Origin of the sequence: Cystobacter fuscus (assembly GCF_002305875.1) — a bacterium.
Taxonomy (GTDB): Bacteria; Myxococcota; Myxococcia; order Myxococcales; family Myxococcaceae; genus Cystobacter; species Cystobacter fuscus_A.
The window spans coordinates 1,341,873-1,356,672 of the sequence record NZ_CP022098.1; the positions used below are offsets into that span (position 1 = coordinate 1,341,873).

13 protein-coding genes are annotated in these 14,800 nt (G+C 69.7%); 6 read left to right on the forward strand and 7 right to left on the reverse strand.

Going from position 1 to position 14,800, the window contains the following annotated elements; all coding sequences use genetic code 11:
- Nucleotides 1-22: 22 nt before the first annotated feature.
- The 3 genes from CYFUS_RS05605 to CYFUS_RS05615 all read right to left on the reverse strand — a co-directional run bounded on the left by CYFUS_RS05605 (nt 23) and on the right by CYFUS_RS05615 (nt 2,176).
- Nucleotides 23-367, reverse strand: coding sequence for a hypothetical protein (locus CYFUS_RS05605; protein ID WP_095984290.1), 345 nt, complete (start codon nt 365-367; stop codon nt 23-25).
- A gap of 123 nt (nt 368-490) precedes the next feature.
- On the reverse strand, nt 491-1,702 hold the full coding sequence (locus tag CYFUS_RS05610) for a PLP-dependent aminotransferase family protein (RefSeq protein WP_095984291.1): 1,212 nt from the start codon (nt 1,700-1,702) through the stop codon (nt 491-493).
- A 3-nt stretch (nt 1,703-1,705) separates the two neighbouring features.
- Nucleotides 1,706-2,176 carry an Lrp/AsnC family transcriptional regulator gene (locus CYFUS_RS05615; protein ID WP_095984292.1) on the reverse strand — a complete coding sequence of 157 codons (471 nt, stop codon included), beginning with the start codon at nt 2,174-2,176 and terminating at the stop codon, nt 1,706-1,708.
- A 235-nt stretch (nt 2,177-2,411) separates the two neighbouring features.
- On the opposite strand from CYFUS_RS05615, the gene CYFUS_RS05620 reads away from it, so the two are divergent.
- Together CYFUS_RS05620 and CYFUS_RS05625 are read left to right on the forward strand one after the other, a co-directional pair.
- Nucleotides 2,412-5,177, forward strand: a complete 2,766-nt coding sequence (locus tag CYFUS_RS05620; RefSeq protein ID WP_095984293.1) for a hypothetical protein — start codon at nt 2,412-2,414, stop codon at nt 5,175-5,177.
- Entirely contained in the window at nt 5,174-7,453 is a 2,280-nt protein-coding gene (locus tag CYFUS_RS05625; RefSeq protein WP_095984294.1) for a fused MFS/spermidine synthase, read from the forward strand. Before CYFUS_RS05620 ends, CYFUS_RS05625 begins: the two co-directional genes overlap by 4 nt.
- 24 nt (nt 7,454-7,477) lie before the next feature.
- On the opposite strand, the gene CYFUS_RS05630 is transcribed toward CYFUS_RS05625, so the two are convergent.
- On the reverse strand, nt 7,478-8,335 hold the full coding sequence (locus tag CYFUS_RS05630; RefSeq protein ID WP_095984295.1) for a general secretion pathway protein GspE: 858 nt from the start codon (nt 8,333-8,335) through the stop codon (nt 7,478-7,480).
- 87 nt (nt 8,336-8,422) lie between these two features.
- The gene (locus CYFUS_RS05635; RefSeq protein ID WP_095991821.1) at nt 8,423-9,202 is read right to left on the reverse strand and encodes an alpha/beta fold hydrolase; all 780 of its coding nucleotides are present in this window, start codon (nt 9,200-9,202) and stop codon (nt 8,423-8,425) included.
- Nucleotides 9,203-9,315: 113 nt separating this feature from the next.
- Between CYFUS_RS05635 and CYFUS_RS05640 the strand changes: the two genes are divergently transcribed.
- From CYFUS_RS05640 to CYFUS_RS05655, 4 genes are all read left to right on the forward strand, one after another.
- The gene (locus CYFUS_RS05640; protein ID WP_095984296.1) at nt 9,316-9,894 is read left to right on the forward strand and encodes a chalcone isomerase family protein; all 579 of its coding nucleotides are present in this window, start codon (nt 9,316-9,318) and stop codon (nt 9,892-9,894) included.
- Between the two features lie 115 nt (nt 9,895-10,009).
- Nucleotides 10,010-10,411: a helix-turn-helix domain-containing protein gene (locus CYFUS_RS05645; protein ID WP_095984297.1), complete on the forward strand. Its 402-nt coding sequence runs from the start codon at nt 10,010-10,012 to the stop codon at nt 10,409-10,411.
- 62 nt (nt 10,412-10,473) lie between these two features.
- Nucleotides 10,474-11,067, forward strand: coding sequence for a peptide deformylase (gene def, locus CYFUS_RS05650; protein WP_095984298.1), 594 nt, complete (start codon nt 10,474-10,476; stop codon nt 11,065-11,067).
- A 145-nt stretch (nt 11,068-11,212) separates the two neighbouring features.
- Nucleotides 11,213-12,568 carry a hypothetical protein gene (locus tag CYFUS_RS05655; RefSeq protein WP_157758257.1) on the forward strand — a complete coding sequence of 452 codons (1,356 nt, stop codon included), beginning with the start codon at nt 11,213-11,215 and terminating at the stop codon, nt 12,566-12,568.
- An 18-nt stretch (nt 12,569-12,586) separates the two neighbouring features.
- Here the strand turns inward: CYFUS_RS05655 and CYFUS_RS05660 are convergent, their stop codons facing one another.
- Nucleotides 12,587-13,840 (reverse strand): Hsp70 family protein, encoded by a 1,254-nt coding sequence (locus tag CYFUS_RS05660; protein WP_095984300.1) that lies wholly within the window; start codon nt 13,838-13,840, stop codon nt 12,587-12,589.
- Between the two features lie 52 nt (nt 13,841-13,892).
- Nucleotides 13,893-14,783, reverse strand: a complete 891-nt coding sequence (locus CYFUS_RS05665) for a CHAD domain-containing protein (RefSeq protein WP_095984301.1) — start codon at nt 14,781-14,783, stop codon at nt 13,893-13,895.
- Between the last annotated feature and the right edge of the window lie 17 nt (nt 14,784-14,800).

The following is a 14,800-nucleotide window of genomic DNA, read 5'->3' on the forward strand; positions in this document are numbered from 1 at the left end:
TATCGGGTGGCGCGGGGCGCGGCTACTTCTTCTCCAGCGGGCCCTCGCCATCGTTGAGCAGGGTCTTCTTCTCACCGGGCTGGGCGGGCTGTTCGAACGGGCCCTCGCCGTCGTCGATGACGCCCTTCTTGTCTCCGATGTGGCCGTCATCCTGCCCGGTCCCGGAGCCCCCCACGCCTTCCTTGAACCCCTCCACGGCTTCCCGCGTCGCGTCGCCCACGTCGCGCGCCGTGTCTCCCACCGTCCTGCCTACCTCCCGGGCGTCCTGGCGCAGCTCGCGATCCTGACGCTCGGTGCAGCCGGCCATGAGTCCCGCGATCCCCAGCAGGCCCATCGCCACCCGTGCCTTCCAGCCCTGTGCCGCCATGGTGCTCTCCTCCGGTCGAAGTGGTTCGCGGGGAGAAGCTAGGCATCCCGTCCGGCGCGCGGCGGCCTCCCCGCTCCGGGTGGATGAGGAGCGGGCGAGCGAGCGGGCGAAGCCCTCATGGGCTCACTGCTGCTGGGAGGCGATGACGGCGCCGAGCCGGCGCATGCCCTCTTCCAGCAGCTCCGGCGGACGGTTGGAGAAGTTCAGGCGCATGAACTCGTGGCGCGGCTCGGCGGCGTAGAAGGGCGCGCCCGGCACGAAGGCCACGCGCTTCTCCAGCGCCAGGGGGAAGAGCGCCTCCGCGCTCATGCCGCGCGGCAGCTCCGCCCACACGAACATGCCACCGTCCGGCTGCGTCCACCGGGTACCCGCGGGCATGTGCCGCTCCAGCGACGCGAGCATGGCCATGCAGCGCTCGCCGTAGATGACGCGCAGGTGCTCCAGGTGGGCATTGAAGTCGAAGCGCGTGAGCAGCCGCGCCGTGGCCCGCTGCGCCACCGTGGCGGTGTGCAGATCCGCCGCCTGCTTCACCACGGTGACCGCCCGGAGGATGTCCCGCGGTCCCACCATCCACCCGATGCGCAACCCGGGCGCCAGGGTCTTGGAGAACGAGCCGAGGCTGACCACCACGCCCTCGTCGTCGAGCGAGGCCAGCGACGGCAGGTGCTCGCCCCGGAAGCGCAGCTCGCCGTAGGGGTTGTCCTCGAGGATGAGGATGCGGTGGCGCTGGGCGAAGCGCACGAGCGCGCGCCGGCGCTCCAGCGACAGCGTGGTGCCCTTGGGATTCTGGAAGTTGGGCACCAGGTAGATGAGCTTGGGCTTGCGCGAGGTGACCAGGCGCTCGAGCTCCTCCACCCGCATGCCGTCATCGTCGCTGCCCACGACGGCGTAGGAGGCCTCGTAGCCGCTGAACGTCTGCAGCGCGGCGAGGTAGCTGGGGTTCTCCACCACCACCAGGTCTCCCGGATCGAGCATCACCTTGGCCACCAGCTCGATGCCCTGCTGCGAGCCGTTGGTGATGAGCACCTGATCCACCCCCACGCGCAGACCGCGCTCGCCCAGGTGCGCGCAGATCCACTCGCGCAGCGGGCCGTAGCCCTCCGTGGTGCTGTACTGCAGCGCGGCGCGGCCCTCCTCGGCGAAGGACTCCGCGTGGGCCTGGGCGATGGCCTCCACCGGGAAGAGCTCGGGCGCTGGCAGGCCGCCCGCGAAGGAGAGCACGTCCGGACGCTCGGCCACCTTGAGGATCTCCCGGACCGCGGAGGCCTTCATGCGCGACATGCGCTGGGAGAGCGGGAACGGCGGAGGAGCGTTGGTGTGGGAGGCGGCGAGCATGGTTCAGGCTCCTTTCAGTTCTTCTTCAGAGACGTGGACGTGCGTCCCCTCCTTGATGGAGGTCAGGACGATGGTGGTGTGGGTGCGCGTGACGCCCGTGATGACCCGCAGCGTCTCCACGAGCAGGGTGTCGAGCGTCTTCGTGTTCCGGGTGCGCACCTTGAGGATGTACGAGTCCTGTCCCGCCACGCGGTGGGCCTCGAGCACCTCGGGCAGCGCCAGCACCTTCTTGGCGAAGCCCTCGAAGTACCTGGGATGTTCGATGCTCACGCCAATGAAGGCGGTGATGTCCTTGCCCAGCTTCGCCGCGTCCACGTGCGCCGCGTAGCCCGTGATGACTCCCCGCTCCTCGAGCTTGCGGATGCGCTCGGCCACCGCCGGCTGGGACAGCCCCACCGCTCGCGACAACTCCAGCTGCGTGGCGCGGCCCTCGCGCTGCAACAGATCGAGGAGGTGGTAGTCGAGCTCATCCATGGCGGCGGGGTGGACCTTATTTTTATAAGCCTCGGTGGGTCTCCACGAATAAGGTATATGTAGTCCGTCTTTTTTGCAAGAAGCTTGACGGAGGAGTCGCCAGACGGACATGCGCTGCGTCCGTGGGTCGCAGGAGAAGGGGAGGGATTGAACGCTTCGGTCTCCCCGGGGTTCATGACCCGTGGGGTGAGACGAACGCCTTGCGTGAACCGCTCCTGTTTGTAGGCTGCGCCCCTTGCGTTCCTCCAACCGTCCCAGAGTCCTGCCCATCGTCGCGCTGCTGTCGGGATGGTGCGGCATTGCGTACGAACTGCTCTACTCGCGCGAGTTGACGGCCCACCTGGGCGACATGTTCCAGGTCAACGCCGCCATCCTGACCAGCTTCCTGATGGGAATCGGCGTGGGCGCCTGGGTGGCCCATCGGTTCGTCAAGGGGTTGTGGTTGGTGGAGCTCGGCATTGGTGTGTACGCGCTGGGGGTCGCCTGGACATTGGGCGGCGACACCCAGGCCGTGCTCGAGTTCCTGTTGCCCGTGCTGGGGCTGGGTCGCTGGGCGGTGGCGATCACCGCGTTCGCGTTCGCGTTCGTTCCCGCGCTGCTCATCGGGTTCTCGGTGCCGCTCTTCTCGCTCTACGCCCGGCACTACCTGGGCACCGAGCGGCCCGCGGATGCCTTCAACATCGTCTATTGGATCTACAACCTGGGCGGAGCCGCGTGCGTGCTCGCCATGGAGTATGGCCTGCTGCGCGCGCTGGGCATCCAGCAGACACTGATGTTCCTGGCGTTGCTCAACCTGGTGAGCGCGTTGGTGCTCCGGCCCCTCGCGCTTCCCCAGGAGCAGCTCCAGGACGCCCGCGAGCCCGTGCCCGCGCGGTGGGTGGGCGCGCTCTTCGCCGCCAGCGCGCTGAGCGGGCTGTTCCAGCTCTTCCTCCTCAAGGTGACGGAGATCGTCTTCGGGCCCTTCCATGAGAACTTCGCCCTGGTGCTGGCGCTGGGGTTGGCGGGGATTTCTCTCGGCACCTGGCTGGTGCACCGGTGGAAGGCCCGCTTCGAGACCTGGCTGCTGCTCGGCGCCGCCGCGGTGGGCGCGAGCCTGTGGCTCCTGCAGCCGCTCATCCACGCGTGGGGGTATGTCAACGCGGCGTTCGGCGTGACGCCCGTGCTCAGCTCGGTGTGCAAGGGCGTGATGCTCACGGCCATGGGGCTGGTGCCCCTGACGGTGTTCGGCGCCACGGTGCCGGCACTGCTCGGTGAGCTGTCCGGCGCGCGCACCACCGCGGGGCGCATGCTCGCCGTGTCGAGCTTCGGCAACTGCCTGGGTTATGTGCTGGCCGTCGCGGTGCTCTACGAGAACCTGTCGTTCCGGCTCCTGGCGCTGCTCTTCCCGGTGGGCCTGTGGGTGGCGGGGCTGGTCGCCCGGGAGCGCTCGCACGCGGTGTCCTGGGGCGCGCGGCTGCTGCCCCTGCCCCTCATCGTCCTCACCGCCGTGACGTGGTCGGACGCGCTCTTGCAACTGTCCTATCGCGACTTCGCCACCGCCGAGACCCTCTCGCGCACCCTGTCCAACGTGCGCGAGATGGAGCTGCTCAAGCGCTTCGACAGCGCGCTCAGCCTGGTGCGTGACACGCAAGGCGAGGAGTCGGTCATCATCAACGGCTACCGCTCCCTGGTCGCGTCACGCTCGGGGCGCACCAACCTCAGCGAGCTCATCGTCGGCACCTCGCCCGCGCTCTACACGCCCCGGCGGGAGCGGGCGCTGGTGCTCGGCGTGGGCACGGGCATCACCGCGGGCGCCACCGCCAGCCTGTTCGCGCGCACGGATGGCGTGGAGATCAATCCGGCCGTGGCGGCGGCCCTGCCCCGCTTCTCGCCGAACAACCTCGGGCTGGTGTCGCGTCCCGGGTTCCAACTGCTGCTCGAGGATGGCATCACCGCGCTCGCCCGCTCCCGGGAGCGCTACGACGCCATCGTCAACACCGTCACCAGCCCGCTCTACTTCTCGTCGAGCAAGCTGTACACGCGCGAGTTCTTCGAGCTGGTCAAGAGCCGCCTCTCCGAGGGCGGGGTGTACTCCATGTGGTTCGACGTGCGGGTCACCCAGGACGGGGCGCGCATCATCTTCGAGACGTTGCGCCAGAGCTTCGCCGACTGCCACTTCGTCTTCCTCACGTCCGTGTACACGCAGGTGGTGTGCGGCAACCGGCCGCTCGAGCCCCACGCGCTTCCCGAGGAGGCCTGGCCCGAGGACTTGAAGGCCCTGTTCACGGCGCATGGGCTCGGCGTGAGCCTGAACGAGCTGTACTCCCACCTCATCCTGCGCCGGCACGAGCTGTTCGCCATCGACTGGGACGCGCCCCTCAATACCTTCGATCGGCCGCAGCTGGAGTTCGTGATGGCCTCGGTCTCGCTCAACCAGGGCCAGGCCAGACCGTGGTCTCCACTGAGCCTCGTCCAGGTCGATCTCTCCGTTCCGGGATTCGGGGGCGCGCCCCTCACGCGCGACACCCTGGGGGTGCGCTGCGCCGTCCTGCAGCGGGTGAGCCACTCGATGGATCCGCTGTGCCGGCAATTGCTCACCAACGGTGGCCGCCAGTCCCCGCCGCTCTCGTATGTCGACTACCTGCTGCGCTGGGATCCGGAGGCCTCGCCGGCGACGCGTCTGGCGCTGGTGCAGGAGCTGGTGCGCAACGACCAGCCGGAGCGGGCACTGTCGGTGCTCGAGGCGGAGCCTGCCCTGTCCCGGGCGGGGCTGGCCGCGGAGGTGCTGCGGCTGGAGTTGATGCTCCAGTTGGGCCGTCCGGTGGAGGACGAGGCGCTCTTGCGACTCTACCGTCAGGGCCCGCTGGTCCCCGAGGTGCGGCGCATCCTCGCCCGGGTCATGGCCCAGCGGGGTCTGAAGGCCGAGGCGCTGGCCCACCTCGAGTTCCTGCGGCAGCTGGGGCCGCCGCGCCCCGAGGACGAAGCGCTGCGCGAGACCTTGTTGAAGGAGAACACGCCGTGAGTGACGTCTTGAAGCGGACGTGGCTGGGGTTGAAGGTGGCGACCGTGTTCTCGGGCGCCGCCGCGTTGATCGCCGAGACGTTGTGGATCCGCTCGCTGTCGCTCATGGTGGGCTCCACCGTGGAGGCGGCCTCGACCATCTTCGCGGCCTTCATGGTGGGGCTGGCGCTCGGCGCTTGGCTCGCCGGGCGCAAGGCGGATGTCCTGGCGGATCCCCTGCGTGCCTATGCCTGGGTGGAGGTGGCCATCGCGTTCACCGCGGGCGCGGCGGGCCTGCTGCTGTTCCTGGGCCGTGACACGCTCATCCTCGGTGGAGACCATCAGGGCGCCGCGCGGGTGGCCCTCGTCTTCTTCTTCGTGCTCGCGCTGGTGTTGCTGCCCACGCTGCTCATGGGCGCCACCTTCCCACTCATGGTCGCGGCGTCCCGGCGCGTGGGGCTCGAGGTGCGGGGGGTGAACATCCTCTACGCGCTCAACACGCTGGGCGCCTCGCTGGGCACCCTCCTCTGTGGCTTCGTGCTGCTTCCCCTGCTGGGCGTGCGCACCTCGGTGGCGCTGGGGGCCCTGTTCAACCTGCTCGCGGCCGTGGTCTGTCTGCCGGCGTTGCTCTCGCGCGGCGCGCCCGCGCCAGCACCCGATGCCGGGTCCTCCGCGTCCGCCGGGTCCGAGTCCGAGTCCGACTCCGAGCGCTTCTCCCTGTCCCAGGGCCTGTTGTTGACGGTGTCCGCCACGAGCGGCCTGATCACCCTGGGCGCGGAGGTCGCCTGGACGCGGCTGTCGAGCTACTTCCTGGGCAACCGCGCCCATGCCTTTGGCATCTTCATGGCGTGCGTGCTCCTGTCGCTCTCCGGGGGCTCGTGGCTCGCCGAGCGGTTGATGCGCCGCTTCGGCCGCCGGCTGCCGGAGCTGCTCGGTGGGGTGCTGGTCGTCTCGGCGGCGCTCCTGGTGGGGTGCTCGGCCATGACGGAGTGGTGGATCCAACACCAGGCCGAGGTCGAGGGCACGCTGCCCGCGAGCAACGGGGTGTTCTTCCTCGCGCGCATCCTCCAGACGCTGGTGCTGGTGGCGCCGATGATGCTGGCCATGGGCTGTTTGTTCCCCCTGAGCCTCACGGCCTCGCGCCTCACCCAGCGGCGCTCGGGGCTCGCGGCCGGCCTGTTCTATCTGGTGAATACCGTGGGCTCGGTGGCGGGCTCGCTGCTCGCCGGGTTCTGGTTGCTGCCCACGGTGGGCGTCTACCGGGGAATCGGCTACCTGGTGGCCCTGGCCTGCCTGGTGGCCGCGGGAATCTTCCTGGCCGCCGTGCGCGAGCGTCCGTGGAAGCTGGCGGGGTTCGCGGGGGTGACGGGGGTGCTCGCCCTCGTGCCACTGGCGTTGCCCGAGGAGCTCATCACCCACGAGCCCCACACCCAGATGGTGTACCGGGACGAGGATCGCTACGGCGTGTTCCAGGTGAATGCCCTGCCCAATGGCATGCTCAGCGTCACCAACAACCACACCCGGCTCATCCACTACCTGGGGGCGGCGAGCACCTCGTACGTGCAGCAGATGCAGGGCCACCTGGGGATGTTCTTCCACCCCGAGGCGAAGACCGCGGTGGTGCTCGGCAGTGGCTACGGCATCACGGCGGGCGCGCTCGGCTTGTATCCCCAACTGGAGCGGGTGGACGCGGTGGAGATCCTCCCGGCGCTCGTGGACGTGGCCGACCTGTTCGTGCCCTACAACTTCGCCTACCACCGCAATCCCCGCGTGCGCGTGGTGATCGACGATGGCAGGCACTACCTCACCCGGTTGGAGGACCGGTTCGACATCGTGTCCATCAACGTGTCGGATCCCCGCCTGCCGGGAGGCTCGAGCCTCTTCCACGCGGACTTCTATGACGTCGTCAAGCAGCACCTCAACGAGGGGGGCGTCGTGCTGCAGCACGCCTTTGGCACCGAGCGCCGCCTGGTGCTCAGCACCCTGGGGCGCTCATTCAAGTACGTGCTCCTGTTCCCCTCGTACCAGAATGGCTTCAACGTGGTCGCCTCGGACAGGCCGCTCGTGGCCGACCCGGCGAGGATCGACGCGCTGGCGGCCACTCCCGGCGTTCGCGAGGCGCTGCGCGGCATCGGGGTCATCGCGCCCCCGGCGGTGGGAAGCCTCTTCTCCCAGGGACTCTCGCCCCAGGACCTTCCCAGCCTGTTCGACGATCCGCGGGTCGCCACGGATGACCTGCCGTTGCTGGAGTACTCGTCGCGCGGAGGTGCCGCCGGGCTGTTCTTCAGCAACGAGTGATGCCAGGGGCGAAGCCGGGGCGCGTCACACCGAGCCCTGGGCGCCCGAGCCCTCTCCGGCGCGAGGGCGCAGCCGGCGGATGGCCCGCAGCAGCATGTAGCCGTCGAGCGGATTGGCCACGTACCCCTTGGCGCCGATGCGGTGGGCCCGCGCGAGGTCCTCGTCGTCCGAGGAGCCGGAGAGCAGCAGCGTGCCGCCGATGCGCGCCTCTCCCGCGAGCAGTCCCTCCATGGCCTGGACGGGGGCGAACACCAGGTCCGAGGCCGTCGTGTGCAGCGTCTCCAGCGGGGAGATGACCCGGGTGCGGATGCCCTCGCGGGCGAGCGAGCGGGAGATGAGGGTCGCCGTGACGGGCGGCCATGCATAGAGGAGGACGGGCGCGTCGGGTCCCCGCTCCGGGGTGGGCCGGCTCACGGGGGGCTCGGCCTGCTCCTGGAAGCGGTAGAGCGCGAAGAGCGCCCGGGCGATGGCCGGGTCCGACGCGACGTATGGCTCGACACGGGGCTTGCCCGAGACGGCCCGCACGGCGTCCAGGGCCTCCAGGGAGGCGGGAGCGGGCAGGGCGATGTGCAGCACCTCGCGCTCACCCTGGTCGAGCCGCAGGGGGATGGCCCGGTACTTCCGGGCGACGCGCTTGGACACCAGCCGGGTGAGCTTCGGGTGGAGCGGCTCCCGGTCCAGGTCGATGGCGGGGAAGCCCGCCTGCTGGGCGAGCGCGCGCAACACCTCCGCCTCGCTGCACAGGCCCTCGCGCACCAGCGCCCTGCCGAGCGGCACCCCCATCTCGTGGTGGTGCACCAGACCGAGACGAAGTCGAGCACGATCGAGCAGTCCCAGCTCCATCAGGATCTCGCCGAGCATGCGCTTGGAATCGGCTTGCATGGAACGAATGTCACCACCGCGCGGGGGCCTCGCGATGGATGACAGGTTCAGCCGCCGCTCCTCTGCCCGCCAGGAGCCCGGGCCGGGTCAGCCGCGCAGCAGCCAGCGCAGCAGCGCGTCCGGCTCGTCCACGTGGACGAAGTGCCCCGCGTTGGGGAGCGTCTCCACCGGACAGCCCAGGGCCTCCATCCGGGCGGCGTCGAGATCCGAGACGTAGGCGGCCCGGCCCCCACGGATGCAGCGCACCGGCAGTTCCGGGCGCGACAGGACCTCCCAGAACTGCTCGTGGTTCACCCGCGCGTGGAACTCGCCGAGCGCTTCCCGATCGAAGCGCCAGCGCACTCCTCCCTCCGGCGCGGGCTCCAGGTTCATGAGGAGCCAGTCCGAGAGCGGGCCCGACAAGCCCCGTCCCGTCAGCTCCTCGCGCATTGCCTTGCGATCCGCGGCCTGGGCGGGCGACGCCCGCAGCTTCTCCAGCACCTTGGCGCTCTCGGACAGGCCCGGGGGAATGGGGCCCGGGGTGATGTCCAGCAGCGTGACGCTCGCCACGTCCCCGGGCGTGGCCAGGCTCGCGGCCAGCGACACGCGGCCCCCGATGGAGTGCCCCACGAAATCCAGGGGCCCCTCGAACCCCGCCGCGCGTGCCGTCTCCACCACGTCCATGGCCACACGGGACAGCGAGGCCCCGGGCGGCAGCGGGGGCGAGGTGCCATGGCCCGTCAGGTCCGGCAGCAGGAAGCGGCGACTCGGGTCCGCCGCGCTCCAGGCCGCCGCCAACGAACGCAGGTTGCGCCCCGTGCCAAGAAAGCCATGCAGCAGCACCGTCGGCCGCTGTCCTTCACCCAACTGGAAGTTCGCGAGGATCACCTCCATCACCTAGCGCCCAGGGCTCCCCTCGGCAAGCGGGCAGGCGAGCCCTCGTTCCATGTCCGGAATAGAAGGGACTGGTCGCCCTTCGAGGCCATGAACAATTTCACCACATGATGCCCAAGCGACTGGACGGTGTGGGGTTCGGGGGACGGGGAGCGCGGTGGGTGGTGGGAGCGGCGGTGGCGATGGCGCTGTTCGCGGGAACGGCCCAGGCCCGGGCCGTGGGGGGCGTGCGCCTGCCGGACGCCATCTCGCTCCAAGGCAAGAAACTGCTGTTGGATCACATCGAGCTCAAGAAGCTGCTCTTCTTCGAGCTCTACGTCTGGGGGCTGTACCTGGAGCAGACGCCGGGCTCCACCCGGGAGGCCATCTCGTTCCAGGGACCCAAGCAGCTACAGCTGCACTTCAAGCGCAGCATCCCGCGGGACGAGCTGGCGAACGCCTTCCGGGGCTTCCTGTCCCACAGCGCCGTGATGCACTCGGCGGACATGAAGCGGCAGTCGGAGCAGTTGCTGCAGTCGCTGCGCGCCGTGGACTCGGGGGACTCGCTCCTCATCACCTATCTGCCGGAGAAGGGGCTGGTGGTGTCGGGCGAGGGCTCCCAGGGCGCGATGATTCCGGGCAAGGCCTTCGCCGACGCGCTCTTCGACGCCTGGCTCCAGGAGAACCCCATCTACGACCGCGACTGAGTCCACGCGGAGGGATGGGTGATGGGCGCCGGGTAGGAAGATCCAAGAGGGGATTGGGGGTCAACCAGACAAGTTGATTCCATCCATCTGTTTTCAGAAGTAGTGTCCCCGGGGAATGGACGACCTCGACACGCTGAAGCGCAACCTGGGGGCGGCCCTCCTGGCGGCCCGGGAGAAGGCGGGACTGACCCAGGCGGATGTGTCCTCTCAAGTAGGAATCGCCACGGCGATCTATGGCCGGATCGAACGCGGGCAGATGCTGCCCAGCGTGCCCACGCTGCACCGGTTGTGCTCGACGCTGCATCTATCGGCGAGCGAACTGCTGGGGCTGGGCGCCGGCTGGCCGGAGCAGGAGGCCGGCATGAGGGCGCAGGACGCGGACATGTCCGCGGAACTGCTCCACCTCGCCACGCTCCTGCGCCAGTTGTCTCCGAGCGAGCTGCGGTGCCTGGCGGCGCTCGCCTCGGACATCTGGCGCACGCGAGGCCCGGGCAAGCGCTCACCGCCAGGGGATTGAAGCGGACTCCTCCGCGGATTCCCCACGCCCGGGCGCCACGCTTGCGCGTATCGTCTCCGGCCATGGTTCTGAAAATCGTCCAGGCCGGAGAACCGGTCCTGCGCCAGCGTGCGCGCGACCTCACCCTCGAGGAGATGACGAGCCCCGCCACGCGGCAGCTCATCTCCCTCATGCGCGACACCATGCGGGACGCGCCGGGGGTGGGACTCGCGGCCCCTCAGGTCGGGGTCGACGTGCGGCTGGTGGTCATCGAGGATCGGGCGGAGTACATGGCGGGCCTGCCCGCCGCGGAGCTGGCCGCGCGTGAGCGCGAGCCGGTGGATTTTCACGTCCTCATCAACCCGCGGCTCATCGTGGAAGACGCGACGCCGGCCGAGTTCCAGGAGGGGTGCCTGAGCGTCTCGGGCTTCCTCGCCCTGGTGCGTCGCGCGCGCGGCGTGCGGGTGGAGGCCTTCGACGAAGAGGGCCGGCCCTTCTCCCGCTCCGCTCGTGGCTGGTACGCCCGCATCCTCCAGCACGAGGTGGATCACCTCGACGGCACGCTGTACATCGACCGGATGGAGTCGCGCAGCTTCAGCACCCTGGACAACCACCGGCGGCACTGGGCCTCGCGTCAGGTGGCGGACATCCGCCAGGCTCTGGGTCTGACGCCCTGAAGGCGCGCTTCGGCAAGAGGTGAGCTCGCGCCTCCGTGACCCACTCCACAATCGGGCGCGAAAAGTTCACAGGTTGGGTTGTCCAGACTCACTTGAAGGCCAATTTTTTCCTCATTGACGACTTTCCCCTCTGGAGGGGTGTGCGATGAGGTCTCCAATCAAGTGGATGGTGTGTCTCTTGCTGTGTGGGGTGGGCCCGGCGATGGCGAGCGAGGCCCTGCCGCCCGGGCCTGAGGAGGTGTCCTCCACGGACGCGCCCCCGGACTTCGAGAGCCTCGCGGAGAGCTTCAGCGCGGGCCGGTTGGTGGATGTCTCACGGCGGGTGGTGGATGAGGGAATCGCCGAGTACAGCTACACCGTGCGGGTGGGCCCTGGTGCCTACGACGTCATCACCGTCCACCGCGTGGTGACGGAGCTGCTTCCGAACATCCCCCGGGGTGGCCAGAAGCCCGTCTTCCTGGTGCATGGAGACCTGTGGGGCTTCCGGGGTGCTTTCCTGCCGACCCTGGCGAGCTCCGCGGTGCCGCGCGGGAAGTCCTTCGCCATCTATCTGGCGCGCCAGGGGATGGATGTGTGGGGGATCGATCTGCGCTGGGTGCATGTCCCCGTGACCACCGCCGACTTCTCCTTCATGCAGAACTGGAACCTGGAGACGCACGTCCTGGACGTGCGCGCCGGATTGGTCCTGGCGAGCCAGGTGCGCTCGCTGGGCCTCTCGAGTGTGGAGCCCATGCCGTTGCTGGGCTGGAGTCGGGGCGCCGCCATTGGGTACGCCCTGCTCAACGCGGAGGCGAAGTCGCCGGCGAAGGAGCGCCAGGTGAGCGCCTTCGTCCCCGTGGACATGGCCTTCGTGCTCGACGAGAAGGCCACGAGCCAGCGCGAGGCCGCGTGCCTGGGGTACAGCATCTTCTCCCCGCTCCAACAGTCGGGCCTCTATGTGGAGAGCAGTGGCCAGTTCCTCTTGAAGCTGGTCTCCCTGGCCAGGTCCAGGCCCACGGAGCCCTCGGACGACGTGGATGGGTTCACCAATTGGGAGGCCGCGCTGCTGGCGGGCTCCGCCACCTCCTCGTTGCAACCCACCCCCGTCTTCGCCTGGTACCACTTCACCGGCGGCACCTTCTCGGGCCGGCTGCCCACGGGCCTCACCTGGACGAACCAGTCCTTCCTGCTCGACATGATGGAGCAGGCCTCGCCCTTCCAGAGTATCGGCGAGCAGGTGGAGACGCTGGCGCTGTGGTGCGGCACGTCGACCCAGCCCTACACCGACCGGCTGGATAAGGTGAAGGTGCCGGTGTTGTACGTGGGCGCCGCCGGGGGCGTGGGCCGCGAAGGCTTCGCGACCCTGTCGCTGCTCGGCAGCAAGGACGTCACCACCTTCATCGTGCAGCGCCTGACGGACAGCGAGCGCGCGGGGGACTTCGGCCACGCGGACCTGTTCCTCGCCTCCGACGCGGACAGGCTGGTGTGGCCGCGCATCGTGAGCTGGCTCGCGTGTCACTGAGAAGGAGGGGGGCGTCCCTCACAGGGAGGCCGAGGCCCGTCCCAGGCCCTCGGCCACGGAGGTGAAGGCGTCCCGGGTGCGCACGCGCTCCTCGCCGAAGCGCTGGGTGTAGAGCCGGCGCACCGAGGGAATCTGCGAGGAGCCTCCCGTGAGGAACACCGCGTCCACTTCGCCCGCCCCCTCGCAGCGCGCGAGCAGTCCCTCGGTCACCTCGCTCAGCTCGCGCAAGAGCGGCTCGCACGCCGTCTCGAAGTCCGCGCGGGTGATGCGCTCGTGCAGCTGGATGCGCGCCTCCTCGAAGTCCAGCGTGGTCTCCTCCTCGGAGGACAGCCGCACCTTGGCCGCCTCGATGGCGCGGAAGAGCCGGTAGCCCAGGTTGTCCATGACGAGATCGTAGAGGGCCGCGGCCTCGGCGGGCTTGTCGCTGGACTCCTGCATCAGCTCCAGCAGCTCCTGGGTGGACTTCTCGCGGATGAAGGACATCTCGTGCCAGGACAGGAGCTTGGCCATGACGTGCTGGGGCACGGGCAGCCGCTTGTCGCTGAAGCCCCGCACGCGGTAGGTGGAGCCGGCGCCAAAGCGCGGCAGGAGCGAGTGGCGCATGATCTCCGCGTCGAAGCGGTCACCGCCAATGCGCACACCGGTGGAGCCCACCACGTCCGCGCGTCGGTCCGGGTTGCCCCGGCGCGAGGGCCCCAGCCGCATGAGCGTCAGGTCCGTGGTGCCCGCGCCGAAGTCCGCCACCAGCACGAGCTCGTCGCGGGTGAGCTGCGCCTCGTAGGAGAGCGCGGCGGCGATGGGCTCGATGAGGAATTGGATCCGGGTGAAGCCGGCGCTCTCCGCGGCGCGGCGCAGGCGCTGCTCGGCGAGCGTGTCCGCGGCGGCGTCGGTGGAGAAGAGCGCGGGGCGGCCGAGCACCACGGACTCGGGGGCGGTGCCGCCGATGTGGGGGGCGGCGGCCTCGCGCACGCGGCGCAGGAGCAGCGCCACCAGGTCCTCGATGAGCCAGGTGCGTCCGCGGATCTGCGTGGCGCGGAAGGACGCGCTGTGCAGGAAGGACTTCACGGACTGGATGAAGCGGCCCGAGGGATCCTCCAGGTAGCGGGAGATGGCGGGGGCGCCCGTGTACGCGTCGCGCTCGTCCTCGGGGAAGAAGATGACGGAGCGGTAGAGGCGCGGGTCGCTGTAGCCGGGGGAGACGGGGAGCACCGTTCCGTCCGGGAGGGCGAGAGCCGTGTTGCTGGTTCCGAAGTCGAGTCCGCAGGCGGGCATGGGGCGCTTCCTCTACGTGCAAATGACGGAGATGGGTAGCGCCGAGTACCGCTCATTCCAGCAGTGCGCACAGTGCGTGCGTGCGCTTCTCGTCGTGCCAGTCCCCGAGCTGCCGTCCGGCCCGGGCGGCATGCTGGGCACGCTCCGCGCGAGCGCCCCTGAGCAACGTGCGTGCCGCGGCGCGCTGGGCCGCGGCGCCATGGAGGGCGAAGTGCTGGAGCAGGTGCAGCCGCACGTCTGAGTCATGCAACTCCCCCAGCGACTCCTGCAAGGGCTTGAGGGCCTTGAGCAGGGGCTTCACCTCGCGGCCCAGGGCGGGAACGAAGAGCTCGGCCTCGTAGCGCAGCTTCTTCACGTCCTTGCGCAGCGCATGCGCCATGGCGGGGGTCAGGTCCTTGGCGCGGTTCTCCATGAGGGCTTCCAACTGGCGCAGGCGGTGGCTCAGCTCCTGGCGCACGCGCTGCCCTCCGTACTTGCCCGGGCCCTTCAGCCGCCGCGTCTCCCGCTCGAGCGCGGGGACGGTCCGGTCCGCCCATCGCGAGAGCGCGCGCCGCAGCCGCCGTTCCTTGTCGGGCAGTGGGGACATCAGGCGCGCGTGCATCGCCTGGAAGCCGGCGCGTCTCGAGGACTCGCTCTTCTGGGCCACCTCTTCCAGCCAGGCCCCCTGGACGTGGAGATCCCGCACCTCGCCGAGCGCGTCCTGGAGCCGCTTCACCTCGCGCTCGCGCGCCTTCAGGTCTGCGAGGTCACGGAACGCCTCGAGCACCGCGCGCAGCCGGCGGGTGGCCACCCTCAGGTCGTGCACGCGCTTCGGGGTGAGCTTCCGGGTGAGGGCGGCTTCCGCCCGGCGCGCGTCGTCCAGACGCGAGGTGAGCAGGTACCGGGCGGCCTTGGTTCGCCGGCTCTCACGGTCCAGCCCTTGGGAAGGGGAGGCAGGGGACATGGGGGCGTATCAGAAGG